Below are 25,225 nucleotides of genomic sequence, written 5' to 3' on the forward strand. Positions count from 1 at the left end.
GGCTTATACCTGCCCGAGACTTCCCCGACAAGGTGCTCACGATAACCTGTAGTTAACGCCACCATGTCAACCGTTGTGTGGGCGACCGCATATGCGATAGGCACCAAAAGCAGCCCGAGTACGCAGAAGAATTCAGGAGACTTCGATGACCTCAGCGACCATTCCCGGATTGGACACCGCACCCACGAAGCATCAGGGGCTGCTGTCGTGGGTACGGGAGGTCGCCGAGCTGACGCAGCCCGAGCGCGTGGTGTTCACCGACGGGTCCGCCGAAGAGTTCGATCGGCTCGCCGGTCAGCTGGTCGAGGCGGGCACCTTCACGAAGCTGAACGAGAAGAAGCACCCGAATTCCTACCTGGCGTTGTCCGACCCGTCCGACGTGGCACGGGTGGAGTCGCGGACCTTCATCTGCTCCGAGCGCGAGATCGACGCCGGCCCCACCAACAACTGGATGGAACCGGCCGAGATGCGGGCCCTGATGACCGACCTGTACCGCGGCTGCATGCGCGGCCGCACCATGTACGTGGTGCCGTTCTGCATGGGCCCGCTCGGCGCGGAGGACCCCAAGCTGGGCGTGGAGATCACCGACTCCGAGTACGTCGTCGTGTCCATGCGCACGATGACCCGGATGGGCAAGGCGGCCCTGGAAAAGATCGGCGACGACGGGTTCTTCGTCAAGGCGCTGCACTCGGTGGGTGCGCCGCTGGAGCCCGGCCAGCAGGACGTGCCGTGGCCCTGCAATGACACCAAGTACATCACCCACTTCCCGGAGACCCGCGAGATCTGGAGCTACGGCTCCGGCTACGGCGGCAACGCGCTGCTGGGTAAGAAGTGCTACTCGCTGCGCATCGCGTCGGCGATGGCCCACGACGAGGGCTGGCTGGCCGAGCACATGCTGATCCTCAAGCTGATCTCCCCGGAGAACAAGGCGTACTACTTCGCCGCGGCCTTCCCGTCGGCGTGCGGCAAGACCAACCTCGCGATGCTGCAGCCCACCATCCCGGGCTGGCGCGCCGAGACCCTGGGCGACGACATCGCCTGGATGCGGTTCGGCAAGGACGGCCGGCTGTACGCGGTCAACCCCGAGTTCGGTTTCTTCGGGGTGGCGCCGGGCACCAACTGGAAGTCCAACCCCAACGCCATGCGCACCATCGCCGCGGGCAACACCGTCTTCACCAACGTCGCGCTCACCGACGACGATGAGGTGTGGTGGGAAGGCCTGGAGGGCGAGCCGGATCACCTGATCGACTGGAAGGGCAACGACTGGTACATCCGCGAGACGGAAACCAAAGCCGCCCACCCGAACTCGCGCTACTGCACGCCGATGTCGCAATGCCCCATCCTCGCGCCGGAGTGGGACGACCCGCAGGGCGTGCCGATCTCGGGCATTCTGTTCGGCGCTCGTCGCAAGACCACGGTGCCACTGGTGACGCAGGCCCGCGACTGGCAGCACGGCGTGTTCATGGGCGCCACCATGGGCAGCGAGCAGACCGCCGCCGCCGAAGGCAAGGTCGGCACGGTGCGCCGCGACCCGATGGCCATGCTGCCGTTCCTCGGCTACCACGTCGGTGACTACTTCCAGCACTGGCTCGACCTCGGCAAGAACTCCGACGAGTCCAAGATGCCGAAGGTGTTCTTCGTCAACTGGTTCCGCCGCGGCGACCAGGGCGAGTTCCTGTGGCCGGGCTTCGGCGAGAACAGCCGCGTGCTGAAGTGGATCGTCGACCGCATCGAACACCAGGCCGGCGGCCAGGACACCGCGATCGGCATCGTGCCGACCGCCGCGGACCTGGACCTGGACGGCCTCGACGTCGAGCCCGAAGACGTCGCCAAGGCGCTCGCGGTCAACACCGACGAGTGGCGCCAGGAGCTTCCGCTGATCGAAGAGTGGTTCGAGTTTGTCGGCGACAAGCTGCCCACCGGCGTCAAGGACGAGTTCGAGGCGCTCAAGCAGCGCCTGGCCGACGCCGACTAGGCGCCGATCGGGTCGATCGGACCGTCGGCCATGACCACTTGACACCCGTCAAGTTTTTCGGCGGTACAGTCTGCCCATGCAGATTCGCGAGCACCTCGGCGCCGGCAAGCCCGCCGTCATTCTTCACCCGTCCGGGACGGTCATCACCTTCGACGAGCTGGAGGCGCGGGCCAACCGGCTGGCGCACTTTTTCCGGCGAGCCGGCCTCGTCGAGGGCGACGCCGTCGCGATCCTGATGGAGAACAACGAACACATGCACGCGGTCATGTGGGCGGCGCGGCGCAGCGGTCTCTACTACGTCCCGATCAATACCCACCTGACCGCCGCCGAGGCCGCCTACATCGTCGACAACAGCGCCGCCAAGGCGATCATCGGCTCGGCGGCGCTGCGCAAGACGTGCGAGAACCTGGCCGAGCATTTGCCGGCCGGCCTGCCCGGGTTGCTGCTGATCGCGGATGACGATCTCGAGGGCTGGCAGCGTTACCCCGAATGCGTTGCGGGCGAGCCGGACACCCCGATCGACGACGAACGCGAAGGCGACCTGCTGCAGTATTCGTCGGGCACCACCGGCCGGCCCAAGGGCATCAAACGCGAACTGCCACACGTGCCGCCGTCCGAGGCGCCCGGCATGATGTCGGCCCTGGTCAGCTTCTGGATGAACCCGGATTCGATCTATCTGAGCCCGGCGCCGCTCTATCACACCGCGCCGTCGGTGTGGTCGATGAGCGCGCAGGCGGGCGGGGTCACCACCGTGGTGCTGGAGAAATTCGATCCCGACGGCTGCCTCGACGCCATTCAGCGGCACCGTGTCACGCACGGGCAGTTCGTCCCGGCGATGTTCACCCGGATGCTGAAACTGCCCGAGGCGGTGCGTAATTCGTACGACCTGTCCAGCCTGCAGCGGGTGATGCACGCGGCGGCGCCGTGCCCGGTGGAGATCAAGAAGCAGATGATGGACTGGTGGGGGCCGATCATCGACGAGTACTACGCCTCCTCCGAGGCGATCGGGTCGACGCTGATCAGCGCCGAGGAATGGCTGGCGCATCCGGGCTCGGTCGGCAAGCCGATGGCGTGCGAGATCCACATTCTGGACGAGAACGGCAACGAGCTGCCGCCGGGCCATCCGGGCGAGATCTACTTCGCGGGCGGCTACAGCTTCGAATATCTCAACGACGACGCGAAAACCGCTGCGTCCCGGGACAAGCGCGGGTGGACGACGGTCGGCGACATCGGTTACGTCGACGACGAGGGCTATCTCTACCTCACCGATCGGCGCCACCACATGATCATCTCGGGCGGGGTGAACATCTACCCGCAGGAAACCGAGAATCTTTTAGTCACCCACCCGAAGGTGTTGGACGCGGCGGTGTTCGGCGTTCCCGACGACGAGATGGGGCAACGGGTGTTGGCGGCCGTGCAGACCGTCGACCCGGCGGACGCCACGGAGGAATTCGCCGACGAACTGCTGGCATGGTTGCGAGATCGCCTGGCGCACTACAAGTGTCCGCGCTCGATCGCGTTCGAGGCGCAGCTGCCGCGCACCGACACCGGCAAGCTCTACAAGAACGGGCTGATCGAGAAATACTCGGTGTGACCCATGCTCCGGGTGCTGGACCTGTCGAGCCCCCCGGATGCCGGCCCCGAACCCGGCACCGCGGCCCCGCCGGGGGTGATCCTGGCGCATGGCGCGGTCGCCGACCTCGCCCGCCGCGAATCATGGCTTCAGGCTGCGACTTTCACGCTGACCGAAGACCGCTGCGACGATCGCCGGGTAGTCACCGTCGACTCGGTGCCTGCCGCGCTGGGCGAGCTGACCGCGCGCTGCCAGCACTGGCCGCAGGCCAGCAATGTCTGTGACGACGTGTTGCGCGGGGTCGACCCGGGTGGGCCCGCGCTGTCGGCGGTGGTTACCGAGTCGCTTGCCTATTCGACCCTGCAGGCGGGTCCCGAGTTCGCGCGCTGGCTGCACGCACGCGGTCCGGCCGAGCTGCCCGACATCGCCGAGCCGGTGCGGACCCGCCGCGACGGCGACACGCTGCGCATCGCGTTCAACCGCCCGCAACGCCACAACGCCTTTTCCACCGACGCCCGGGCCGCGCTGCTGGAGGCGCTGACCGTCGCGCAACTCGATCCGTCGGTGACCGGGATCGTGTTGAGCGGCAACGGACCGTCGTTCTGCAGCGGTGGTGACCTCGCCGAATTCGGTACCTTCGCCGACCCGGCGAGCGCGCACCTGGCCCGCACCCGGCACAGCCCTGCCCTGGCACTCGATGCGCTGACCGCCCGGCTCGGCCGCGCCTGCAGGGCGGAGGTGCACGGCCGCGTGCTGGGCAGCGGGCTGGAGATGGCGGCGTTCTGTGGATGGGTGACCGCGCACGAGGATTCGGTGTTCGGGCTACCCGAACTTCAGCTGGGGCTGATCCCCGGCGCCGGCGGGACGCTCAGCGTCACCCGCCGGATCGGCCGGTGGCGCACCGCCTATCTCGTGCTGTCCGGCCGCACCATCGACGCCGGCACCGCGCTGGCCTGGGGTTTGGTCGACGCTATTGACGCCTAAAGCGTTGTCAGAAGCCCGAATACGTGGTGGTCGTGGTCGACGGCAGGTTCGAGACGGCGATCACGCCGATGGCGACGTACAGGATCACCATGATCACGGCGAACACCGCACCGACCACGGCGCCGATGATGGCCCACTTCTTGGCGTTGTTGGCCGCCTCCTGCGCCTCGGCGTACCGGCCCTGGGCCCATAGCCCGGACACCTTGGTGGAGTACACGATCGACACGATTCCGATCGGCAGGCAGCACAGCACGGTGCACAGGATGGCCCAGACGAGGTAGTTCTCCGGCTCAGGCTGGCCCTGCCAGCCCGGCTGCGGTGGCTGCCAACCCGGTTGCTGGGCCGGCCAACCCGGCTGCTGGCCCTGCCAAGGCGGCGGCTGTCCCTGCCATTCCGGCTGCTGGCCCTGCCATTCCGGGGAGCCTTCGCCGTAGGGCCCTGGGGGATAACTCATGGCAGCCGACTTTCTTTCGTTGCAGTAACTTTTAATTCCGTGCAGCTTTGCTGAGAAGTCAGGCAAGAATACAGCACGCCCCGACGTCAAGCCCGCACATTCGGGCGCGGGGCTCAGATGCCGCCCCGCGCCACCAACTGCCCGGCGATCACGTTGCGCTGAATCTCGTTGGTGCCCTCGCCGACGATCATCAGGGGCGCGTCGCGGAAGTAGCGTTCCACGTCGTATTCGCACGAGTAACCGTAGCCACCGTGAATCCGGACGGCGTTCAGGGCGATCTCCATTGCCACTTCGGAGGCGAACAGCTTGGCCATCCCGGCTTCCATGTCGCAGCGCTCGCCGCTGTCGTAGCGCTCGGCGGCGTAGCGGGTGAGCTGACGGGCGGCCGTCAGTTTCGTCGCCATGTCGGCCAGGTAATTGCCCACCGACTGATGCTTCCAGATGGGCCGGCCGAAGCTCTCCCGTTGCTGCGCATAGGCCAGCGCGTCCTCGAGCGCCGCGGTGCCGACACCCAGCGCCCGGGCGGCCACCTGGATGCGGCCCGTCTCGAGTCCCTTCATCATCTGCGAAAAGCCTTCGCCCATCTGGCCGCCCAGCACCGCCGACTCGGGTGCCACGAAGTTGTCGAAGGAGAGCTCGCACGACTCGACGCCCTTGTAGCCCAGCTTGGGCAGGTCCCGCGACACAGTGAGGCCGGGCCCGTGCTGGACGAGCACGATCGAGATGCCGCGGTGGCGGGGCGTGGCATTCGGATCGGTCTTGCACAGCAGCGCGATCAGTCCGGACCGCCGCGCATTGCTGATCCAGGTCTTGGAGCCGTTGATCCGCAGGCCGCCAGGGGCGCCGTCCGCGCCGTCGAAAGGCAGGGCGGTCGTCGTCATGTTCTGCAAGTCCGACCCGCCGCCCGGTTCCGTCAACGCCATCGTGGCCCGCAGCTCGCCGGACGCCATCGCCGGCAGGTAGGCCCGCTTTTGTTCCTCGGTCCCGAACAGGACCAGCAGCTTGGCCACCACGGTGTGCCCGCCCATCGCCCCGGCCAGGCTCATCCAGCCGCGGGCCAGCTCTTCGGTGACCCTTACGTAACAGGGCATGGACACCGGCGATCCGCCGTATTCCTCCGGAATAGCCAGGCCGTAAATGCCGATCCGCTTCATCTGCTCGATCCACGCCTCGGGATAGGTGTTGGCGTGCTCGACCTCGCGGACGGTCGGCTTGACGTCGCGGTCGATGAACGCCCGCACCGTGGCCACCAGCATGTCCTCTTCGTCATTCACCTGCTGTCGCCCTCCAGCGTTGATGGTGACGACCCGCTTCGCCCGGCTTCGCCGCGCTCGCGATCGCCACGAGGTTGTTCGGTGGCGACCCGCTTCGCCCGGCTTCGCCGCGCTCGCGATCGCCACGAGGTTGACCCTCGATTCCACACCCTGCCAGCATGTGGCGTTGTGACTAGTGACGGGTATGCCCGGACCCGCCCCGGCGGGCCGTACTTCGACGACCTCTCGGTCGGCCAGGTCTTCGACTGGGCGCCCGCGGTCACGCTGTCCTCGGGGCTGGCCGCGGCCCACCAGGCGATCGTGGGTGACCGGCTGCGCTTGGCGTGCGATGCCGTGCTGTGCACCGCCGTGACCGGCGTGCCGGGACCGCTGGCGCACCCGGCGCTGGTGTGTGACGTCGCGATCGGCCAGTCGACACTGGCCACCCAGCGCGTCAAGGCCAACCTGTTCTACCGCGGCCTTACGTTTCACCGGTTCCCCGTCATCGGCGACACCATCTACACCCGCACCGAAGTGGTTGGGCTACGGGCCAATTCGCCGAAGCCTGGCCGGGCGCCGACGGGGCTGGCGGCGCTTCGGATGATCACGATCGACCAGGCCGATCGACTGGTCCTCGACTTCTACCGGTGCGCGATGCTGCCGGCCGGCCCGGACTCGAATCCCCCTGCTGCGCCCGGCGACGACCTGTCCGGAATCGGCGCCGGCGCGCCCGGCCCGGCCACCGACCCCGTCGCACACTGGGACGGCGAGGTGTTCCGAACCAAGGTGCCCGGTCCGCACTTTCACTCAAGCCTGGCCGGCGCGGTGCTGTGCAGCGCGGCTGACGTGGTGAGCAGCGCGCCCGAGCTGGCCCGGCTCACTTTGAACATCGCTGCCACCCACCATGATTCGCGGGTTAGTGGGCGCCGACTGGTCTACGGCGGCCATACCATCGGGCTGGCGCTCGCGCAGGCGAGCAGGCTACTGCCCAACCTCGCGACGGTGCTGGGCTGGCAGTCCTGCGATCACACCGGGCCCGTCCACGAGGGCGACACCCTCTACAGCGAGTTGCACGTCGAGTCCGCCGAGCCGACCGACCACGGGGGCGTCCTGGGGCTGCGGTCACTGGTTTACGCCATCAGCGACGTCGCGGGTGAACCCGACCGCGCTGTGCTGGACTGGCGATTCAGCGCGCTGCAGTTCTAGGCGCGCACCACGAGCACAATGGGGAACGTGAGCTCGGCTACGTCGATGTGGGGGAGCAGCGGGCTGGCCTATCTGACCGGCCTGCCGGATGGGCCGCCCGACTTCTCCCGCGCGAACGTGCTGACCCACGCCCGGCGGGTGGCCGCGGCCGTGGCCGAGCGCTGGGGCATCACCGTCGATGTCGCGGGCCTGCTGGCCGGGCGGGCCGCCTTGCTGGGCCTGACCCGCGGCGGCCGGGTGTCCGCCGGTGGCGCCACCCGGTTGTTGGGCGCCGCCGACGGCTGGTGTGCGATCACGCTGTCGCGCCCGGACGACGTCGCCGCCGTTCCCGCGCTGGTGCAGACCGATGAGGCTGCCTGCGACCCCTGGCCGACGTTGCGGCGCTGGGCGGCAACGCAACCCCTTTGCGCGATCGTGGAGCGCGCAACGCTGCTCGACATCCCCGCGGCGGGTCTGGGCGAAGCCGCGGCCGCCCCGCCGCGAACACGGCCACGGGGCGGCCGCGGACCGGCGCGCGACATCACGGGGCTGCTGGTCGCCGACCTGTCCTCGATGTGGGCGGGCCCGCTGTGCGGACAGCTGCTGGCCAGTGCCGGGGCGACCGTCGTGAAGGTCGAGCGCCCGGACCGCCCGGACGGTACCCGCGGCGGCAACCGGGCGTTCTTCGACTGGGTGAACGGTCAAAAGCTTTCGTACTGTGTCGATTTCGACGGGCAGGCCGACGAGTTGCGCGAGTTGCTCACCGCCGCCGACGTGGTCATCGAGGGCTCGCGCCCCGCGGCGCTGGCGCGGCGCCGGCTCGGGCCGGACGATGTTCAGCCGGGTCGAGGCCGAATCTGGTTGCGCATCAACGGATATGACGACGCCAGGCCGGCGTTCGGCGATGACGCGGCGGTGGGTGGCGGCCTCGTCGGCGTCGCCGCCGACGGACCGGTGTTCTGCGGTGACGCCATCGCCGATCCGCTGACGGGGCTGGAGGCCATGCGGGCGGTCGCCGAATCACTGGGCCGCGGTGGCGGCGAGCTCATCGAGGTCTCCATGGCCGCCGTCGCCGCCGGTTACGCGGCGCTGCCGACCCAAGCGTCGCTCTCGGACCTGCTCGCCCCGCCCCCGCCGGTTCCGCCGCCGGGCCGCCCGGCGGCGCGGCTGGGCGCCGACAACGCGGCGGTGCGCACAATGGTGGCCGAACGAGGCTGCCCGCCATGCTGATTCGGCGCGCCACGCTGCTGGACGGGACGACCACCGACGTCCGGGTCGGCGAGCAGATCGACGAAATCGGCGATGGCCTGGTCGCCGAGCGCGGCGAGGGCGTGCTCTACGCCGGTGGCGGGGTCGTGCTGCCCGGCCTCCACGACCACCACGTGCACCTGCGATCGGCGGCCTCCGCGCTGGATTCGTTCTTCGTCGGGCCGCCCGGGGTCAGCACCAAAGCCGAACTGACACAGCTGCTGTCGAATGCGACGCCGGGCCCCGACGGGTGGATTCGCGCCGTCGGTTACCACGAGTCGGTGGCCGGCGACCTGAACCGGACCGCCCTCGACGCGATGGTTCGCAGCGTCCCGGTGCGCATCCAGCACCGCAGTGGGGCGCTATGGATCCTCAACTCCGAGGCGCTGGGCCGGGTCGGGCTGGCCGAACATCCCGACGGGCGCCTGCGCAGCGCGGACCACGGCTGGTCGGACCTGCTGACGCGGCGCGAAAGCGACCTCGCGGAACTGAGCCGGCGAATCACCGCGACCGGCGTCACCGGCGTCACCGACGCCACCCCGGACCTCGACGCCGAGGACATGGTGTCGCTGATGGTGGCCCACCGGCGCGGGGAGTTCCGGCCACGGCCGAGTTTCCTGTGTCCGGGCAAGAAGATCCTGCACGACGACCGCCTCGACCTGGACGGGCTGACGGACTGGATCGCCGGTCAGCACGACGCGGGCCGGCCGGTCGCCGTGCACTGCGTGACCGCGGCCCAACTAGTGGTCACCATCGCGGCCCTGCGGGCGGCCGGCAGCCATCCGAGGGATCGCATCGAGCACGCGGCCGTCGTGCCCGACGACAACCTGGCCGACCTCGCCGACCTGGGGGTCACGGTGGTGACGCAGCCCAACTTCGTCGCCGAGCGCGGCGATCACTACCTCGCCGACGTCCCCGCCGCCGAGCATCCTCAGCTGTGGCGGGTCGCCTCTCTCGTGGAGGCGACGGTGCCGGTGGCGCTGTCCACCGACATGCCCTTCGGTCACGGCGACCCCTGGACGGCGATGCGCGCCGCGGTCTACCGCACCACCCTCAGCGGCACCGTCCTCAACGCCAACGAATGTGTCTCTGCCCGAGAGGCTTTGACGATGTTCCTGGGGGAGCCGGAGCGACCGGGACGGGCGCGAACCGTCGCGGTCGGACAGCCGGCCGACCTCTGTGTGCTGAGCGAGCCGCCGGCGACGGCGTTGGCCGAGCTGGACGCCGGCATGGTGGCGGCCACCATCATCGGCGGCGAACTCGTTTACTTCGCGATGTGACCGGCGATCACGGCGCGGCGGCGAGCGCGGAACGCAGAATGCCGCACTGGCTGTCGAAAAACCGCTGCGACACTTGCGCTTTGGGCACGGCCAGGTCGAAGCCGTGGAAGGCGCCCGGAACGGTCTCGACGTGGCACGGCACCCCGGCGGCCGTCAGGCGCTCGGCGTAGGCCAGGTCCTCGTCGTGGAACAAGTCGTGCGTGCCCACCCCGATCCAGGCCGGCGGCAGCCCGCCCAGGTCATCGCGGCGCCCCGGCACGGCCACCTGAGGGTCGGCGTCGCCGAGGTACGCCGCCCAACCGAACTCGTTGCTGCGGTTGTCCCAGAGCCGATAGTGGGACTTGCGGGCGGTGGCCGAGCTGCGGTCGTCGAGCATGGGATAGCTCAGCAGCTGAAATGCCGGGCTCACCTCGGCGCGGTCGCGGGCCAGCAGGGCCAGGGCTGCGGCCAGGCCGCCACCGGCGCTCGCGCCGCCGATGGCCACCCGGTAGCGGTCCACGGAAGGCAAGCCGGCCAGCCACGTCAACGCCGAATAGCAGTCTTCCAACGGGGCGGGATACGGATGTTCGGGCGCCAGGCGGTATTCCACCGACGCGACGGTGGCGCCGAGTCGCCGGCTGAACGCTCTGCAGAGCCGGTCGTCCTGCTCGGCGGTGCCGATCACGTAACCGCCGCCGTGGATCCACAGCAGCGCCGGGGTCGGCTCGACCACGCCGACCGGCCGGAACAGCCGGACGCCGGCCCCAGAACCGAGCGTGATCACCTCGACGTCGCGGGCGGGCTTACCAAGTCGCCCGCGCAAGGCCGTCGCCGCCCGCATGAGCCGCAGGGTCCGGGGGCCGACGAGTCGGCGCGGGGTGAAACGGGCGATCCGCTGCAGGTCAGGGTGAACGTCGGTGTTCGGCACCGCATCAGTATCACCGACGCGGAACGCTCGAGTGGCCTGGTATCAGTGGGATGCGGTGATCCAGATTTCGGGAGGCAACGTGCCAGGAAATGCTTCGCGGTTCGTCGACACCGTGCTCGGCAAGGCCTGTGTGCAGGTCAGCCGCGGGGGGCCGGCCTTCAGCGAAGCGATCGCGGATGAACCATTCCGCGCCCGGGTGCGTTCCCCAGGGCGGTGGATTAGCCGAAGAAATATCGGGGTATCGGTGGAATGCTGGCGAGGGCGGTACGCGCCAGCGTTTCGTCGTCGCAACGTCCCTCACCGGGACCGAGCGTGGACCGCCCGGCCGGGCAGGACGCGAGGGACGTGAATGCTGGGGCATCTCTACGATCGGGCGCTCGGCGGCGAGCGATGTTGGATTCGCCATGACGACGGCGAGCTGCGACCGCTGCCGGCCCACCGCTGGCTGGGCGTGCGATGTCCCGATGACGTGTGTCCCGGTGATGGTTCTGGTGACGCCTTCGACGAAGTCTTCGACGAAGCCGTCACGCAGATGTGCACCGGGCCGACCATCGAATTGGGATGCGGGCCCGGCCGGTTGGTGGCCCGGCTGATTCAGCGGGGGATACCGGCCCTGGGCATCGATCGCTCGGTGGCCGCGATCCGGTTGGCGGGCCGCGGCGGCGCGCCCGTCCTGCTGGGCGACGTGTTCGACCCGCTGCCCGCGATGGGTCTGTGGCAGACGGTATTGCTGGTCGACGGCAACGTCGGCCTCGGCGGCGACCCGCGCCGCATCCTGGGCCGGGCCGCCGAGCTGCTGGCCCGCGGTGGGCACTGCGTGGCCGAGTTCGACGCCGAGAACATCGGCATCCGTTCGCGCTGGGTCCGGCTGGAGTCCGCACGCGAGATCGGGCCCTGGTTTCGGTGGGCGTCGGTCGGCGCGGACAGCGCCGCCGCGCTCGCCGCGCAGGTCGGTCTGACGCTGACCGGTGTCCGCCTGATCGGCGGGCGGGTCATCGCCTGCCTGGCGGCGATGTGAGCGTGTCGCAACAGGCCTCGGACCACCCCGATAGCAAACGCCACGGCGGCCGATAGCAGCCCGTATTTGCGCAGGGCAATCGCACGCCAGGTGTCTTTCAGATCTCGGATGTCGCGTCGACGCAAACGTCAGTTTCGGACCCGGGGCCGGGGGTACGCTGCCCTAACACGACGGCAAGGAGGCCGAGTATGACATCGTGCGCGAAAAAGTTGCTGCGGGCGCGTCCGGGCGACTACGCGCTGGCCTTGAGCGCCGCGGGTGCTTCGCTGCCGGTGGTCGGCAAGCACCTCGAACCGCTCGGTGGCCTCGCCGCGATGGGCATCTGGGGCGCACGGCACGCCCCGGACTTCTTCTCCGGCATGACCAAGCCTCGGCAGCCGTCGGACAGCGAGGAGATTCGCCGCCGGGATCGGGAGAGCACTCGGGACGTGTCCCTGGCGGCCCTCCGGGGGATCGTGTCGGCCGCCGACCTCGAGCTGGAATGGCCCGCGGCGCTACGAACCCCGCCGATTTGGGACGCGATGCGTCAGCGCCGCTACCTCCACCGTCGCGCGGTCCACTACGGGGACCACCCCGCGCAAGTGCTCGACGTCTGGCGCCGCAAGGACCTGCCCGCCCAGCCCGCGCCGGTGCTGATCTTCGTCCCGGGCGGCGCCTGGGTGCACGGCAGGTGCATGGGACAGGGCTCCGCGCTGATGTCCCGGCTGGCCGAGCAGGGTTGGGTCTGCCTGGCGATCGACTACCGCGTCGCCCCGCATCACCGGTGGCCGCGGCACATCATCGACGTCAAGACGGCCATCGCGTGGGCGCGCGCCAACGTCGACAAGTTCGGCGGCGACCGCGATTTCGTCGCGGTGGCGGGTTGTTCGGCCGGCGGGCACCTGTCCGCACTGGCCGGCCTCACCCCCGATGACCCGGGTTACCACGCAAAGCTGCCCGAAGGCGCCAACACCTCGGTGGACGCCGTGGTCGGCATCTACGGTCGCTATGACTGGGAGGACCGCTCGACTCCCGAGCGGGACCGGTTCGTCGACTTCCTGGAGCGGGTCGTGGTCAAACGCAGGATCGACCGTCACCCCGAGGTGTTCCGCGACGCGTCGCCGATGGCGAGGGTGCACCGAAATGCCCCGCCGTTCTTGGTGATTCACGGCAGCAAGGACAGCGTCATCCCCGTCGAACAGGCGCGCAGCTTCGTCGAACGGATGCGGGCGGTCTCGCATTCGATGGTCGGCTACCTGGAGTTGCCCGGGGCGGGCCACGGGTACGACCTCATCGACGGGGAGCGGGCGGGAGCGGCGGCGCACGCGACTTCGCTGTTCCTCAACCAGGTTTATCGCACCAAGACAAACGCGGCCAAAGAGGTTATCTGAACTGCCGCTGCTGAGTATGGTCCCTTTATGGGTAAGGGGCAGCGGTGAAACGGCTGAGCGGGTGGGACGCGGTTCTGCTTTACAGCGAAACGCCGAACGTGCACATGCACACCATCAAAGCCGCTGTGATCGAACTCGATTCAGATCGGCTTGACTTCGGCGTCGAGGCGTTTCGCGAAGTCATCCGCGGCCGGCTGGGCAAGCTCGAGCCATTCTGCTACCAGTTGGTCGAGATTCCCTTCCAGCTTCACCACCCGATGTGGCGGGAGCACTGCGAGGTCGACCTCGACTACCACATTCGCCCGATGCGGTTGCCCGCGCCCGGCGGCCGGCGCGAGCTGGACGACGCCATCGGGCGCATCGCCAGCACTGCGTTGGACCGCAGCCGCCCCCTCTGGGAGATGTACTTCATCGAAGGGCTGGCGAACAACCGGATCGCCGTGGTCGGCAAGATCCACCACGCGCTCGCCGACGGCGTCGCCTCGGCCAACCTGATGGCCCGCGGCATGGACCTGCAGCCCGGGCCGGAGGGCGGCCCGTACATGTCCGACCCGGCGCCCACCGCCCGGCAGCTGATGGGTTCGGCGTTCGCGGATCACCTGCGGCACGTCGGGCGAATCCCCGCGACGGTCCGCTACACCGCGCAGGGGCTGGGCCGGGTCCGGCGCAGCTCACGCAAGTTGTCACCGGAGTTGAGCCGGCCGTTCGAACCGCCACCGACTTTCATGAACCACAAGATCACCGCGGAGCGCCGGTTCGCCACCGCCACCCTGGCGCTGGCCGACGTCAAGGAGACCGGCAAGCGGCTCGGGGCGACGATCAATGACATGGTCCTGGCCATGGCCACCGGTGCCCTGCGCACCTTGTTGCTGCGCTACGACGGCACGGCCGTGCCCCTGCTGGCGTCGGTGCCGATGAGTTTCGACTTCTCGCCCGAGCGGATCTCCGGCAATCGCTTCACCGGCGTGCTGGTGGGCCTGCCGACCGACTCCGACGATCCGCTGGAGCGGGTGCGGTGCACCCACGAGAACGCCATCGCCGCCAAGGAAAGCAACCAGCTGATGGGTCCCGAGCTGGTCAGCCGCTGGGCGGCCTACATGCCGCCCGCGCCGACCCAGGCTTTCTTCCGGTGGGCGTCCGGCCGCGACGGGCACAACAAGATCCTCAACCTGAACATCTCCAACGTGCCCGGCCCACGCGAACGCGGGCGGGTCGGCGGGGCGCTGGTCACCGAGATCTATTCGGTGGGCCCGCTGACCGCCGGTAGCGGCCTCAACATCACCGTGTGGAGCTACGTCGACCAGCTCAACATCTCGGTGCTGTCCGACGGTGCGACGCTCAAGGACCCGCACGAGGTGACCGAGGCCATGGTCGCGGACTTCATCGAAATACGAAGGGCCGCAGGGCTTTCCGAGGAACTCACCGTCGTCGAAGCCGCGATGGCGCCCGCCTGAGGACTGTCCCGGAAACGGGACTCTCGGCTGGTGCCAATGCCGTTTCCGCCGACCGTTACCATCGGTCGGATAAGCAGCCATCCCTACCCTTAAGGAGCTGTGCGGCACGTGAGCACCGTGAGCGAAGAACCCAGCGAACCCGAGGTCCTGGTCGAACAGCGGGATCGGATCCTGATCATCACGATCAACCGGCCGAAGGCCAAGAACGCTGTCAACGCCGCGGTGGCCAACGGCCTGGCCGAGGCCGTCGACCGGCTCGACGGCGACCCGGGTCTTTCGGTGGGCATCCTTACCGGCGCCGGCGGATCGTTCTGCGCGGGCATGGACCTCAAGGCCTTCGCGCGCGGCGAACTCCCCATCGTTCAGGGGCGCGGCATGGGCTTCACCGAACGCCCACCCATCAAACCGCTGATCGCGGCGGTCGAGGGCTACGCCCTGGCCGGCGGCACCGAGTTGGCGCTGGCCACCGACCTGATCGTCGCGTCCAGGGATTCGGCCTTCGGCATCCCCGAGGTCAAGCGCGGGCTGGTCGCAGGTGGCGGCGGTCTGCTGCGCCTGCCGCAGCGCATCCCGTCCGCCATCGCCATGGAGCTTGCGCTCACCGGCGACAACCTGCCGGCCGAGCGCGCCCACAAGCTGGGGCTGGTCAACGTGCTGGCCGAGCCGGGCAAGGCGCTCGACGAGGCCATCGCGCTGGCCGAGAAGATCGCCGCCAACGGGCCGCTCGCGGTGGCCGCCACCAAGCGGATCATCGTCGAGTCGCGCGGCTGGAGCCCCGAGAACATGTTCGCCGAGCAGAACACGATCCTGGGTCCGGTGTTCGCGTCCAACGACGCCAAAGAGGGCGCCATCGCGTTCGCCGAGAAGCGCCCACCGCGCTGGACGGGCAGCTGACGTCGGCCGGACGGGTTACACTGTGACTAAGTTTTGTAAAGGCGTGGGGATCCAGGAAGACCGAGGATGAGCATTTCTTTGCTTCTGGAGATGGCCGCGTCGAGCAATCCCGATCGGACCGCGGTGGTCTCCGGCGACACTCGGCTGACGACGCAGCAGCTCAGCGATCTCGCCGACGGCGGCGCCGGGGTGATCGCTGGGTCGAATGCCCGGCACGTCGCCTACGTGGGCACCGGCGGCGCGATGCTGCCGGTGCTGATCTTCGCCGCCGCGCGCGCCGGGTTGCCGTTCACGCCGATCAATTACCGGCTCTCCGCCGACGGCATCCAGGCGCTCATCGAGCGCCTGCCCGAGCCCGTGGTGATCGTCGACAGCCGCTACCGGGACATGGTCGGCGACGCCGCGGCGCGGCTGATGACCACCGACGAATTCCTGGCGGCCGCCCGCGACAACGAGCCGGCCGCGGAGTTCCCCGACCCGGACTCGGTCGCGATCGTGCTGTTCACCTCGGGCACCACGTCGCAGCCCAAGGCCGTCGAACTGTCGCACAACAACCTGACCAGCTACGTGACCGGCACGGTTGAATTCGAGTCGGCCGCCGAGAGCGACGCCGCACTGATCTGCGTGCCGCCGTATCACATCGCGGGGGTGGGCGCCGCGCTGTCGAACCTGTATGCCGGGCGCAAGATGGTCTATCTGCCGAATTTCGATGCGCAGGAATGGGTTCGGCTGATCAACGCCGAGAACGTGACCACCGCGACCGTGGTGCCCACCATGCTGGATCGCATCGTTGCCGCGCTGGAGGCCGAGGGCCACGAGCTGCCGTCGCTGCGCAACCTGGCCTACGGCGGGTCCAAGGTGGGGCTGCCGCTCGTCCGCCGGGCCCTCGAACTTCTGCCGGGCGTCGGCTTCGTCAACGCCTACGGCCTGACCGAGACGAGCTCGACCATCGCCGTACTCACCCCGGACGACCACCGGGCCGCGCAGGCCGCGGAGGCACCGGAGGTCGCCAGGCGGCTGGCGTCGGTCGGTCAGCCGGTGCCCGGCATCGAGATCGAGATTCGCGACGAGGACGGCAACGTGCTGGGGCCGGGCGAGACCGGCGAGCTGTTCGTCCGCGGCGAGCAGGTCTCCGGACGCTACACCGGGATCGGTTCGGTGCTCGACGAAAACGGCTGGTTCCCAACCAAAGACATCGCCATGCTCGACGAGGACGGCTACCTGTTCATCGGCGGCCGCAGCGACGACACCATCATCCGCGGTGGTGAGAACATCGCGCCCGCCGAGCTCGAAGAGGTGTTGGTGGAGCACCCGCACGTGCGGGACGTCGTCGTGGTCGGTGTCGAGGATCCGCAGTGGGGCCAGGCGATCGTCGCGGTGGTGGTGCCCCGCCCCGGTGCGGAACCGGATCCCGAGGAATTGCGCGAGCATGTCCGGAAAAGCTTGCGCGGGTCGCGAACCCCGGACCGGGTAGTGTTTCGCGACGAGCTGCCCACGACCCCCACCGGCAAGGTACTTCGCCGGGAGATCATCGAGATGCTAGAAGGGCTGAAGGCATGATCAAGAACGGAACCCGCTTGGCCAGCCAGGTGTGTGACACACAGGTGATCGTCGTCAGGAGTGCCGACAGCCTCGACGACTTGCGTTGTGGCGGTGCGCCTATGGTGCCGATTGGCGGCGAGCGTTCGGGCGAATTGGACCCGGCCTTTGCCGACGGCACCGTGATGGGCAAGCGCTACGTCGACGAGACCGGTGCCGAGGTGCTGGTGACCAAGCCGGGCGCCGGGAGCCTAAGCGTCGGAGCGACCGCGCTGCAGCTGAAAGAGGTCAAGCCGCTTCCGGCCAGCGACTGAGGAGTTACTCCCCGATATTATTGCGAAGCACGAATTCCCTTGCCTTGATCAGGAATTCGAGCTGGTCGCCAACCTGACGCAACGGGTCGATGCTGCCGGTCGACCGGGACAGCACGATGGCGCCCTCGAGCGCGGCGATCGACATCACCGCCAGCGAGGCGGCGCACGGCTCGTCGAAGCCGTCGTGGGTGAAGGCCCGGGTCAGCGACGCGCACCAGCGGCCCAGGATGGCGCCGGCCTCGGCGGAAAGCCGGGCATCGTCGTCGTCCGAGCCGATCGCCGCGGCCACCACCGGGCAGCCGGCGGTGAAGCCGCCCTCGGTCAACAGACGCTCCCAGAATTCGACGAACCTGCCCAGCAGCACCCGGGCGCCCTGCTCGGCGGCGTCGTCGATCATCGCGGTGATGGAATCACCGGAATACCGCAGCGCCTCGATCAGAATCTGATTGCGGCCGTCGGGGAAGTGGTAGTAGACCGATCCGCGCGGCGCGCCGCTGCGGGCGAGCACCGCATCGATGGTCACTCCCGCGGCGCCTCGTTCACGCATCACCTCGGCGGCGCTGGCCAGCATTTTTCTGCGCGTGCCGCCGCGCTTCGTCGGGGTGAGCTCCTGCACTGTTTCGCTCGTGGTCGCCACTCTCGTGCCTCCCGTGGCTAACGTCATGCAGCGTGTGAATGCCGCAGTACCGGCCAATGCATGCTGCGTGGGCTGAAGCGGAAATTCCGGCGCTTGAGGTCGGGCATCTCGCGGGTGAATTGATAGCCGCCGATGTTCAGCTCGATGATCCACATGATTCTCTCCCGGCCTGAGTGCAGCCCATGATTATGCTTAGAAGCATATAAGACAGCGGTTTAGTAAGCAAATCTATTCCCTATGTAAGCGCCGAACCACGGGAAATGTCGCCACGCGCCATCGTAAATCGTGTTTGACGTGGGCGTAACAATCAGGTTTCTATGCTATTTTGCATAATTCTGGGGCTGTGGCCCCGGCGCCGGCACCTTCACCGCCACCTTCACCCAGGGCCTGAAACGCCGAACGTGCACCCACCGCGAGGTCGTTTCTCATTCGTCGCGGTGCGTGCACGCTCGCTGCGTACCGGGCGGTCAGCCCTCGATCGTGTGGCCCATCGGCATGAGCACGCTCTTCTGCTGGGTGAAGTGCTCCACACCTTCGGGGCCGTTCTCGCGGCCGATGCCGGAGTTCTTGTAACCCCCGAACGGACAGCAGGGGTCGAACGCATACCAGTTGATCGCGTAGGTGCCGGTACGGATCTTCTCCGAAACCGCGATGCCACGCTCCACGTCGGTGGTCCACACGCTGCCGGCCAGGCCGTACACCGAGTCGTTGGCGATCTTGATCGCGTCCTCCTCGGTGTCGTAGGGAATGATGCTCAGCACGGGCCCGAAGATCTCCTCCTGGGCGATCGTCATCTTGTTGTCGACGTCGGCGAACACCGTGGGCTGCACGAAGAAGCCGCTGTCCAGGCCCTCGGGGCGGCCGCCGCCGCACACCAGCCGCGCGCCCTCCTCGATGCCCTTGGCGATGTAGCCCTCGACCCGCGCGCGCTGCTTCTCCGAGATCAGCGAACCGATCTGGGCGGCCGGGTCCGACGGCAGGCCCACCGGCAGCGCCTGCACGAAAGCGCTTACCGCATCCACGATTTCGTCGTAGCGCGAGCGCGGGGCCAGGATCCGGGTCTGGGCCACGCAGGCCTGCCCGGTGTTCATGATCCCGGAGAACACCAGCATGGGGACCGCGGCCGCCAGGTCGACGTCCTCGAGGACGATGGCCGCAGACTTGCCGCCGAGCTCCAGCGTGCACGGCTTGAGCATGTCCGCGGCGCGCCGGCCGATCTCCTTGCCGACGGCCGAGCTGCCGGTGAATGAGAAGAGGTCGACTCCCGGGTTGGAGGTCAGCGCCTGGCCGGTCTCGATCCCGCCGGGCACCACCGACAGCACCCCCTCGGGCAGCCCCGCCTCGGCGAAGGCCTCCGCCAAAGCGTTTGCGCTCAGCGGCGTTTCGGCGGCCGGCTTGAGCACCACGGTGCAGCCGGCCAGCAGCGCCGGGCCCAGCTTGTTGACCGCCAGGAACAGCGGCACGTTCCACGCGACGATCGCGCCCACCACGCCGATGGGCTCGCGGTAGACGATGCTCTGCCCGTAGCCGCCGGTGCGGACCTCTTTCCACTTGACCTGGTCGGCGGCGGGGCCGGCGAAGAAGTTCAGCGCCCCGATGGAGCTCATCCAGTGCATCGTTTCGACACCCATCGGCGGCTGGCCGGTCTCGGCCGCCAGCAGCTGGGTGAACAGGTCCTTGCGCTCCTCCATCAACTTGAGCGCGTTGGCGATCACGGCCGCGCGCTCCTTGGGCGGCGTCGTGGGCCAGGGTCCGTTGTCGAAGGCGGCGCGGGCAGCGGCCACCGCGGCGTCGACGTCGGCGGGCGCCGCCATCGGCACCTTGCCGACATACTCGCCGGTGGCCGGGCAGCGCACCTCGATCACCTCGTCGGTCGACGGCTCAGTCCACTTACCGCCGATGAAAAGCTTGTCGTATTCCGTCGTTTGGCTCTCGGGCATCTGCGCCGCTCCTCCTCATTGCTTCGCGCCGCATCGTCGCCGGCGCGCATGGCGCCACCCTACCCAAGCGGACGCAAAACGAGAACATGTTTCATTATCGGGGCCGCAGCACCAGCACCAGATTGCTGACCGCGAACTCCCGGAGCAGCGGCACCGAGGTCATCCACCACGCCCATCGGGGGTGGTAGCGGGGGAATGCGGCCACCGCGGCCCCGGTGCTGGCCGCCCACTGCAGGCCGTCGGCCGCCGACACCGCGAACAACGACGACCCGTAGTTGTTTTTCGCCGGATGCCCGTGTTTGCGGGCGTAGCGGGCGGCGGCCCGGGCGCCCCCGAGGTAATGGGTCAGGCCCATCTCGTGCCCCCCGAACGGGCCCAGCCAGACGGTGTAGGAGAGCACGGCCAGCCCTCCCGGCTTGGTCACCCGCAGCATCTCGGCGCCCAGCTGCCACGGCCGCGGCACGTGTTCGGCGACGTTGGACGACAGGCAGATGTCCACCGAGTCGTCGGCGAACGGGAGCGCCATGCCCGAGGCGCGGACGAAGTTCCCGTCCCCGCCTGCGGGCAGGGGTCCCGCCGCGTGCATCTCGCTTGGGTCGGGTTCGACGCCGACGTAGCGGATCCCGGCGTCGGCGAACGCGGCCGAGAAATAGCCGGGACCGCCACCGACGTCGAGCAGGGTGCGGCCGGCGGGGGTCTCGCCGGTCGCGGCCAGCCACAGGTCGCCCACCATCGCCGCGGTATCGGCCGCCAGCGCGCCATAGAACCGGGCCGGCTCCGACTGTTCGAAGCGGAATTCGGACAGCAGCCGCAGCGCGCGGGCCAGGGTCGCCCGCCGCGCGAAGACGTCGGTCACGGCCACCGGCCAACCCTACGCAGCATGGGTGCATCGAGCGGTCCAGGTCAGTGCGGCGAGTGACCGAATAGCCGCCGCCCGCGACGCGCATCGTTGCCGGGCTGGGTCACCGGGATAGGCTGACCGGTGATGTCTGGTCTGCGCTCCGTGCTCCTGCTGTGCTGGCGCGATACCGGACACCCGCAGGGCGGCGGCAGCGAGGCCTACTTGCAGCGCATCGGCGCGCAGCTGGCCGCGTCCGGCATCGATGTCACCCTGCGCACCGCCCGCTACCCCGGGGCCCCTCGCCGCGAAGTGGTCGACGGCGTGCGCATCGACCGCGCCGGCGGCCGGTATTCCGTCTACGTCTGGGCACTACTCGCGATGGCTGCCGCGCGGCTGGGCCTCGGACCCCTGCGGCGGGTACGCCCCGACGTGGTCGTCGACACCCAGAACGGCCTGCCGTTCCTCGCCCGCCTGGTGTACGGCCGGCGGGTCGTCGTGCTGGTGCACCACTGCCACCGCGAGCAGTGGCCGGTGGCCGGCCCAGCGCTCGGCCGGCTCGGCTGGTTCGTCGAGTCGACGCTGTCGCCATGGCTGAACCGGCGCAACCAGTACGTGACGGTGTCGCTGCCGTCGGCGCGCGACCTGGTGGCGCTCGGCGTCGACCACGCGCAGATCGCGGTGGTGCGCAACGGCCTCGACGAAGCCCCCGCGCGCACGCTGTCCGGCCCGCGCGCCGCCACGCCCCGGGTGGTGGTGCTGTCGCGGCTGGTTCCGCACAAGCAGATCGAAGACGCTCTCGAGGCCGTCGCGCAGCTCCGGCCGCGGATACCGGGGCTGCACCTCGACATCGTCGGCGACGGCTGGTGGCGACAGCGGCTCGTCGACCACGTCCATCGGCTCGGCATCTCCGACGCGGTGACGTTTCACGGCCACGTCGACGATGTGACCAAACACCATGTGCTGCAAAGCTCGTGGGTGCAGCTGCTGCCGTCGCGCAAGGAGGGCTGGGGCCTGGCGGTCGTCGAGGCGGCCCAGCATCGGGTGCCGACCATCGGCTACCGGTCCTCGGGCGGCCTGTCGGATTCGATCGTTGACGAGGTGACCGGGATCTTGGTGGACTCCCACGCCGAACTGGTGGATCGTCTCGAACAGGTGCTCTCCGACCCCGTTCTGCGCGACCAACTCGGCGCCAAGGCGCACACCCGAAGCGGTGAATTCTCTTGGCGGCAAAGCGCCGACGCCATGCGCGCGGTCCTGGAGGCCGTGCGGGCCGGCCACCCGGTCAGCGGCGTGGTGTAGCCCCGGCGCCGCGAGACTCAATCCATGGCGGCGTTTGTCGGCGGGTCGCCGCCGTTGTTCAGCGGAGCGGCCACCGCGCGGCGGCGCCAGGCGCCGACAGCCGCGCCGGCGCCGCCCACCATCAGCGCCGCCAGCCACGCCAGATGGGCGATCAGCGTCGCCGTGCGGGCGGTGGCGGACACCCCGGCGGTGTGGCCGCCGATGCGATAGAGCGCAAGGTTGTCGTCGCGGTAGACCGGCGTCAGCGCATCGAGGGTGCGGGCGGATGCCCCCATGTCGCCGGCGGTGTCCGATTCCACGACCAGCCAACCCACCCCGGCCGGGGCCAGGGCGGACGGATCGGGCCCGTCCAGCAGCAACTGCTGCACCGCGCGGGCCCGGGCGCCCTCGCCCGGGATGACGGTCCCCGAGATGACCAGGTCGCCCGTGCTCAGGACGTCGGCGCGCACCCAGCGGGGCAACGGATCCAGCACCGGCGCCCGACCCGACCAGGAGTACAGCCGCATGGTGCCGGCCGGCATCACCGCCACCGTCGCGGGCTGGCCGTTGATCGCGGCGGCCACCGCAGTCCACCCGCGCGGGTACTGCACCGGCGACACCTGGCCCCATACCCCCCAGGCGAGGTCGGGCAGCGCGAAGATCAGCGCGAGACAGCAGACCGGGGCCGTCAGGGCCGGCCACACCCACCGGCTCAGCGCCAACACCGCGCCCGCACCCGACAGCGCGTAGCCCGGCACGGCCAGCGCCACCCACTTCTGCCCGTCGCGCAGGACGCCGAATCCGGGCGCGGCGTCAACCACTGCGCCCAGCAAATGCAGTCCCGGGCCGGTCGCCAGCCCGGCCGGAACCAGCACGGCCACCGCCGCCAACACGAGCAGCGGTCGCACCGCGGGGCGGCGAACCACCGTCGGCATTCCGACCGCCTCCACGCCCAGCAACACCATGGCCGACGCCACGGCGAACAGGGTGGTCCGCGAGATCGGCACCGCCTCGCCGTTCCAGATCCCGCCCAGGCTGGCCAGGCTGGCGAGTGTGCCCAGACCCGGCTCGGCGCGCGGCGCGAACGCGGCCACCCCCAACGTGTTCGCCGCCGTGTGGGAGGTCAGCGACGAGCCCAGTACCGACGCGGTCAGCCAGGGCAGCGCCGCCACCAGCGCGGCGCCCAGCGTCGCCGCGGCGCACACCCGGCGGGACCGGCCCGCGCCGGGTACGGCTACGCACACCAGCCCGACCGTCGCGGCGAGCAGCAGACCGGTCGGCGTCAGCCCGGCCAGCGCGATCCAAAAGGCCAACCCGAACAACGAACCGGAGGCTGTCCGCAGCTTTAGCATCGCCGCCGCAACCCAGGGCAAACAGCCGTAGCCGACCAGGAGGCTCCAGTGGCCCTGAAGTAGCCGCTCGGCGACATACGGGTTCCAGATCGCCAGCGTGGTGGCGACGAGCTGGCCGGCCACGCCCGCGTCGGGCAGCGCCGTCGCGACCAGTTGGGCCGCGCCCCATCCCGCGAGCCAGAGCCCCAGAACGAGGAGCGCCTTCACCACGACGCCGCCGTCCAGCACGTGCGAGGCCAGCGCCACCGCGAAGTCTTGCGGTGTCGCCCGCGGCGCCGACGTCAAGCCCAGCGCGGTGTCGGACACATACGAGCGCGGCGTGGACACCGCGTCGCGCAGCAGCAGGTAACCGGGCTTGAGCAGCGGCCCGACCACCAGCAGCGCCAAGACCAACGCGTATCCGGGTCGGGTCCAGCGCACCTGGCGGGCTACTCCCGTTCGGGCGGACTGGCGGGCTCGGGCGGCCCCGAGTCGGGCGGCTCATCGGAGCCGAGGGTGGGCGCGTCCGCGCCGGGATCGTCGCGCGAGCCGGGGCGCTGCGTGGGCAGCTTCTCGGTCTCGGCCTCGGCGCCGGGCACCGGCTCCTCGAGCCCGGTGCGGCCGAAGAAGTCCTGGTCACCCCGGTCCAGGCCGGGATCGGTCAACGCGCTCTCGGTCCGCAGGCTGAACGAGGCGAGCAGGCCGCCACCGACCAGCGCGATCAAACCGACCGCGGTGAAGGTGATCGGCAGCACCCGCGACCACAGCGACAGCCGGTCGCGCTCGTCGCGGGCGGCGTTGACCTGCGATTCGACGGTGTCCTGGTTGGAGGTGACCTTGTAGTCGGCCAGCGTCAGCTCCGGCTTGAGCGGGTCGCGGGCGAAGTAGTGGTTGGCGTGCTCGGTCTCCTTGACGATGGTGCCCGACACGGGGTCCACCCAGAAGGTCCGCTGCGCCGCGTAGTAGCGCGTCATGGTGATCTGCTCGTTCGGATCACCGCCCTGCACGCCCCACATCGACGCGGAGGTGGTCTGCTTGGCGTCCTCGTTGCCGGCCAACAGCGATGGGTACGCCACGGGCGCCACCAGCTTGCCGTCGCCGTTGTAGCCGATGTTCTGAGTGAACTTGTAGGTGGTCAGGCCGTTGACGTCTTCTTGGGTGTCGTAGTTGACGTCGAACGGCTTCTGCGCGATCGGATCGAAGTAGGGGTACGTCTTCTTCTCGGTGTGGAAGGGGAACCGGTAGGACAACCCGTCGTGCCGCAGGGGCATCGCGGTGGGTGGGTTCTCGTCGTTGACGGCGCGCGGCTTCTGGACCGAGCCGCCTGTGTGGGCGTCGTCGGAGACGGCCATCGCGGTCATGCGGTTGAGGGTGACGGTGTCGACGATCGCCAGCAGCAGCCCGCTGTCCTTCTGCTTGTCGGTGCGCCGCACCGAGGTTCCGACCTGCAGCGTGACCACGTCGGCGTTGGCGGGCGACTCGACGCTGACCTGCTGCTGGGAAACCAGGGGGACGTTCTGGTTGACGACGACGTGATCGGTCGACAGGGATGCGGAGTCCAGCGCGGTTCCGGTGCCGTCGCTGATCAGCGTGGTGTCGATGTTGAGCGGGACCTTAGTGATCCTGCTGGTGGTGTACGTCGATAACAGCAGCGCGGCGATCAGCAGGGCGGCCCCGAGACCGATGATCCCGCATGCGGCGAACCGCAACATGACTGCTCGGTTCACGTTGCTGTGCCCTCCTAGTGCTC

At 69.3% G+C, this 25,225-nt stretch carries 22 protein-coding genes; 13 read left to right on the top strand and 9 right to left on the bottom strand.

What is annotated here, in order from left to right:
* Positions 1-145 precede the first annotated feature (145 nt).
* The 3 genes from A5756_RS03460 to A5756_RS03470 all read left to right on the top strand — a co-directional run bounded on the left by A5756_RS03460 (position 146) and on the right by A5756_RS03470 (position 4,532).
* Positions 146-1,975, top strand: coding sequence for a phosphoenolpyruvate carboxykinase (GTP) (locus A5756_RS03460; RefSeq protein WP_066947108.1), 1,830 nt, complete (start codon positions 146-148; stop codon positions 1,973-1,975).
* 76 nt (positions 1,976-2,051) lie between these two features.
* Complete coding sequence (fadD4, locus tag A5756_RS03465) at positions 2,052-3,569, top strand: fatty-acid--CoA ligase FadD4 (RefSeq protein ID WP_066947112.1); 1,518 nt, start codon at positions 2,052-2,054, stop codon at positions 3,567-3,569.
* 3 nt (positions 3,570-3,572) lie between these two features.
* Entirely contained in the window at positions 3,573-4,532 is a 960-nt protein-coding gene (locus tag A5756_RS03470; protein WP_066947115.1) for an enoyl-CoA hydratase/isomerase family protein, read from the top strand.
* Between the two features lie 7 nt (positions 4,533-4,539).
* On the opposite strand, the gene A5756_RS03475 is transcribed toward A5756_RS03470, so the two are convergent.
* Positions 4,540-4,986, bottom strand: coding sequence for a CD225/dispanin family protein (locus tag A5756_RS03475; protein WP_066947122.1), 447 nt, complete (start codon positions 4,984-4,986; stop codon positions 4,540-4,542).
* A 113-nt stretch (positions 4,987-5,099) separates the two neighbouring features.
* Positions 5,100-6,260, bottom strand: a complete 1,161-nt coding sequence (locus tag A5756_RS03480) for an acyl-CoA dehydrogenase family protein (protein WP_066947124.1) — start codon at positions 6,258-6,260, stop codon at positions 5,100-5,102.
* A gap of 168 nt (positions 6,261-6,428) precedes the next feature.
* Between A5756_RS03480 and A5756_RS03485 the strand changes: the two genes are divergently transcribed.
* The 3 genes from A5756_RS03485 to A5756_RS03495 are packed head-to-tail and all read left to right on the top strand — an operon-like array spanning position 6,429 to position 9,952.
* Positions 6,429-7,445 carry a MaoC family dehydratase gene (locus A5756_RS03485; RefSeq protein WP_066947127.1) on the top strand — a complete coding sequence of 339 codons (1,017 nt, stop codon included), beginning with the start codon at positions 6,429-6,431 and terminating at the stop codon, positions 7,443-7,445.
* Positions 7,446-7,463: 18 nt separating this feature from the next.
* On the top strand, positions 7,464-8,654 hold the full coding sequence (locus tag A5756_RS03490; protein ID WP_066947130.1) for a CoA transferase: 1,191 nt from the start codon (positions 7,464-7,466) through the stop codon (positions 8,652-8,654).
* Entirely contained in the window at positions 8,648-9,952 is a 1,305-nt protein-coding gene (locus tag A5756_RS03495) for an amidohydrolase family protein (protein ID WP_066947147.1), read from the top strand. The genes A5756_RS03490 and A5756_RS03495 overlap by 7 nt, the downstream gene beginning before the upstream one ends.
* Positions 9,953-9,959: 7 nt before the next feature.
* Here A5756_RS03495 and A5756_RS03500 read toward each other — a convergent pair whose 3' ends face one another.
* Positions 9,960-10,859, bottom strand: a complete 900-nt coding sequence (locus A5756_RS03500) for an alpha/beta hydrolase (RefSeq protein WP_066947152.1) — start codon at positions 10,857-10,859, stop codon at positions 9,960-9,962.
* A 349-nt stretch (positions 10,860-11,208) separates the two neighbouring features.
* Between A5756_RS03500 and A5756_RS03505 the strand changes: the two genes are divergently transcribed.
* The 6 genes from A5756_RS03505 (at position 11,209) to A5756_RS03530 (ending at position 17,448) form a co-directional block, all read left to right on the top strand.
* Complete coding sequence (locus A5756_RS03505; RefSeq protein ID WP_066947155.1) at positions 11,209-11,877, top strand: SAM-dependent methyltransferase; 669 nt, start codon at positions 11,209-11,211, stop codon at positions 11,875-11,877.
* 188 nt (positions 11,878-12,065) lie between these two features.
* Positions 12,066-13,247, top strand: coding sequence for an alpha/beta hydrolase (locus A5756_RS03510; protein WP_066947158.1), 1,182 nt, complete (start codon positions 12,066-12,068; stop codon positions 13,245-13,247).
* Between the two features lie 44 nt (positions 13,248-13,291).
* On the top strand, positions 13,292-14,701 hold the full coding sequence (locus A5756_RS03515) for a wax ester/triacylglycerol synthase family O-acyltransferase (protein WP_066947162.1): 1,410 nt from the start codon (positions 13,292-13,294) through the stop codon (positions 14,699-14,701).
* Positions 14,702-14,818: 117 nt separating this feature from the next.
* Positions 14,819-15,595, top strand: a complete 777-nt coding sequence (locus A5756_RS03520; protein WP_066947648.1) for a crotonase/enoyl-CoA hydratase family protein — start codon at positions 14,819-14,821, stop codon at positions 15,593-15,595.
* 66 nt (positions 15,596-15,661) lie between these two features.
* Positions 15,662-17,155, top strand: coding sequence for a class I adenylate-forming enzyme family protein (locus A5756_RS03525; protein WP_066947166.1), 1,494 nt, complete (start codon positions 15,662-15,664; stop codon positions 17,153-17,155).
* Positions 17,152-17,448 carry a hypothetical protein gene (locus tag A5756_RS03530; protein ID WP_066947170.1) on the top strand — a complete coding sequence of 99 codons (297 nt, stop codon included), beginning with the start codon at positions 17,152-17,154 and terminating at the stop codon, positions 17,446-17,448. The genes A5756_RS03525 and A5756_RS03530 overlap by 4 nt, the downstream gene beginning before the upstream one ends.
* A gap of 4 nt (positions 17,449-17,452) precedes the next feature.
* On the opposite strand, the gene A5756_RS03535 is transcribed toward A5756_RS03530, so the two are convergent.
* The 4 genes from A5756_RS03535 to A5756_RS03545 form a co-directional block, all read right to left on the bottom strand.
* On the bottom strand, positions 17,453-18,019 hold the full coding sequence (locus A5756_RS03535; RefSeq protein ID WP_066947651.1) for a TetR/AcrR family transcriptional regulator: 567 nt from the start codon (positions 18,017-18,019) through the stop codon (positions 17,453-17,455).
* 89 nt (positions 18,020-18,108) lie between these two features.
* Entirely contained in the window at positions 18,109-18,240 is a 132-nt protein-coding gene (locus tag A5756_RS26600) for a hypothetical protein (RefSeq protein ID WP_255360740.1), read from the bottom strand.
* Positions 18,241-18,552: 312 nt separating this feature from the next.
* Complete coding sequence (locus A5756_RS03540; RefSeq protein WP_066947175.1) at positions 18,553-20,025, bottom strand: aldehyde dehydrogenase; 1,473 nt, start codon at positions 20,023-20,025, stop codon at positions 18,553-18,555.
* 94 nt (positions 20,026-20,119) lie between these two features.
* Positions 20,120-20,887, bottom strand: coding sequence for a class I SAM-dependent methyltransferase (locus A5756_RS03545; protein WP_066947181.1), 768 nt, complete (start codon positions 20,885-20,887; stop codon positions 20,120-20,122).
* A gap of 123 nt (positions 20,888-21,010) precedes the next feature.
* Between A5756_RS03545 and A5756_RS03550 the strand changes: the two genes are divergently transcribed.
* Positions 21,011-22,165: a glycosyltransferase family 4 protein gene (locus A5756_RS03550; protein WP_066947183.1), complete on the top strand. Its 1,155-nt coding sequence runs from the start codon at positions 21,011-21,013 to the stop codon at positions 22,163-22,165.
* Positions 22,166-22,182: 17 nt separating this feature from the next.
* Here A5756_RS03550 and A5756_RS03555 read toward each other — a convergent pair whose 3' ends face one another.
* The gene (locus tag A5756_RS03555) at positions 22,183-23,916 is read right to left on the bottom strand and encodes a hypothetical protein (protein WP_066947186.1); all 1,734 of its coding nucleotides are present in this window, start codon (positions 23,914-23,916) and stop codon (positions 22,183-22,185) included.
* An 8-nt stretch (positions 23,917-23,924) separates the two neighbouring features.
* Positions 23,925-25,202 (bottom strand): DUF3068 domain-containing protein, encoded by a 1,278-nt coding sequence (locus A5756_RS03560; protein ID WP_197505732.1) that lies wholly within the window; start codon positions 25,200-25,202, stop codon positions 23,925-23,927.
* Positions 25,203-25,225 lie beyond the last annotated feature (23 nt).

Origin of the sequence: Mycobacterium sp. 852002-53434_SCH5985345 (genome assembly GCF_001667155.1) — a bacterium.
Taxonomy (GTDB): domain Bacteria; phylum Actinomycetota; class Actinomycetes; order Mycobacteriales; family Mycobacteriaceae; genus Mycobacterium.

What these genes read in the sequence shown, in the direction of transcription:
- A5756_RS03505 (WP_066947155.1), top strand. Translation starts at nt 11,209, where the DNA reads ATGCTGGGGCATCTCTACGATCGGGCGCTCGGCGGCGAGCGATGTTGG.
- A5756_RS03525 (WP_066947166.1), top strand. Translation starts at nt 15,662, where the DNA reads ATGAGCATTTCTTTGCTTCTGGAGATGGCCGCGTCGAGCAATCCCGAT.
- A5756_RS03495 (WP_066947147.1), top strand. Translation starts at nt 8,648, where the DNA reads ATGCTGATTCGGCGCGCCACGCTGCTGGACGGGACGACCACCGACGTC.
- A5756_RS03535 (WP_066947651.1), bottom strand. Translation starts at nt 18,019, where the DNA reads ATGCTGGCCAGCGCCGCCGAGGTGATGCGTGAACGAGGCGCCGCGGGA.
- A5756_RS03475 (WP_066947122.1), bottom strand. Translation starts at nt 4,986, where the DNA reads ATGAGTTATCCCCCAGGGCCCTACGGCGAAGGCTCCCCGGAATGGCAG.
- A5756_RS26600 (WP_255360740.1), bottom strand. Translation starts at nt 18,240, where the DNA reads ATGTGGATCATCGAGCTGAACATCGGCGGCTATCAATTCACCCGCGAG.
- A5756_RS03540 (WP_066947175.1), bottom strand. Translation starts at nt 20,025, where the DNA reads ATGCCCGAGAGCCAAACGACGGAATACGACAAGCTTTTCATCGGCGGT.
- A5756_RS03530 (WP_066947170.1), top strand. Translation starts at nt 17,152, where the DNA reads ATGATCAAGAACGGAACCCGCTTGGCCAGCCAGGTGTGTGACACACAG.
- A5756_RS03460 (WP_066947108.1), top strand. Translation starts at nt 146, where the DNA reads ATGACCTCAGCGACCATTCCCGGATTGGACACCGCACCCACGAAGCAT.
- A5756_RS03490 (WP_066947130.1), top strand. Translation starts at nt 7,464, where the DNA reads ATGGGGAACGTGAGCTCGGCTACGTCGATGTGGGGGAGCAGCGGGCTG.
- fadD4 (WP_066947112.1), top strand. Translation starts at nt 2,052, where the DNA reads ATGCAGATTCGCGAGCACCTCGGCGCCGGCAAGCCCGCCGTCATTCTT.
- A5756_RS03510 (WP_066947158.1), top strand. Translation starts at nt 12,066, where the DNA reads ATGACATCGTGCGCGAAAAAGTTGCTGCGGGCGCGTCCGGGCGACTAC.
- A5756_RS03550 (WP_066947183.1), top strand. Translation starts at nt 21,011, where the DNA reads ATGTCTGGTCTGCGCTCCGTGCTCCTGCTGTGCTGGCGCGATACCGGA.
- A5756_RS03470 (WP_066947115.1), top strand. Translation starts at nt 3,573, where the DNA reads ATGCTCCGGGTGCTGGACCTGTCGAGCCCCCCGGATGCCGGCCCCGAA.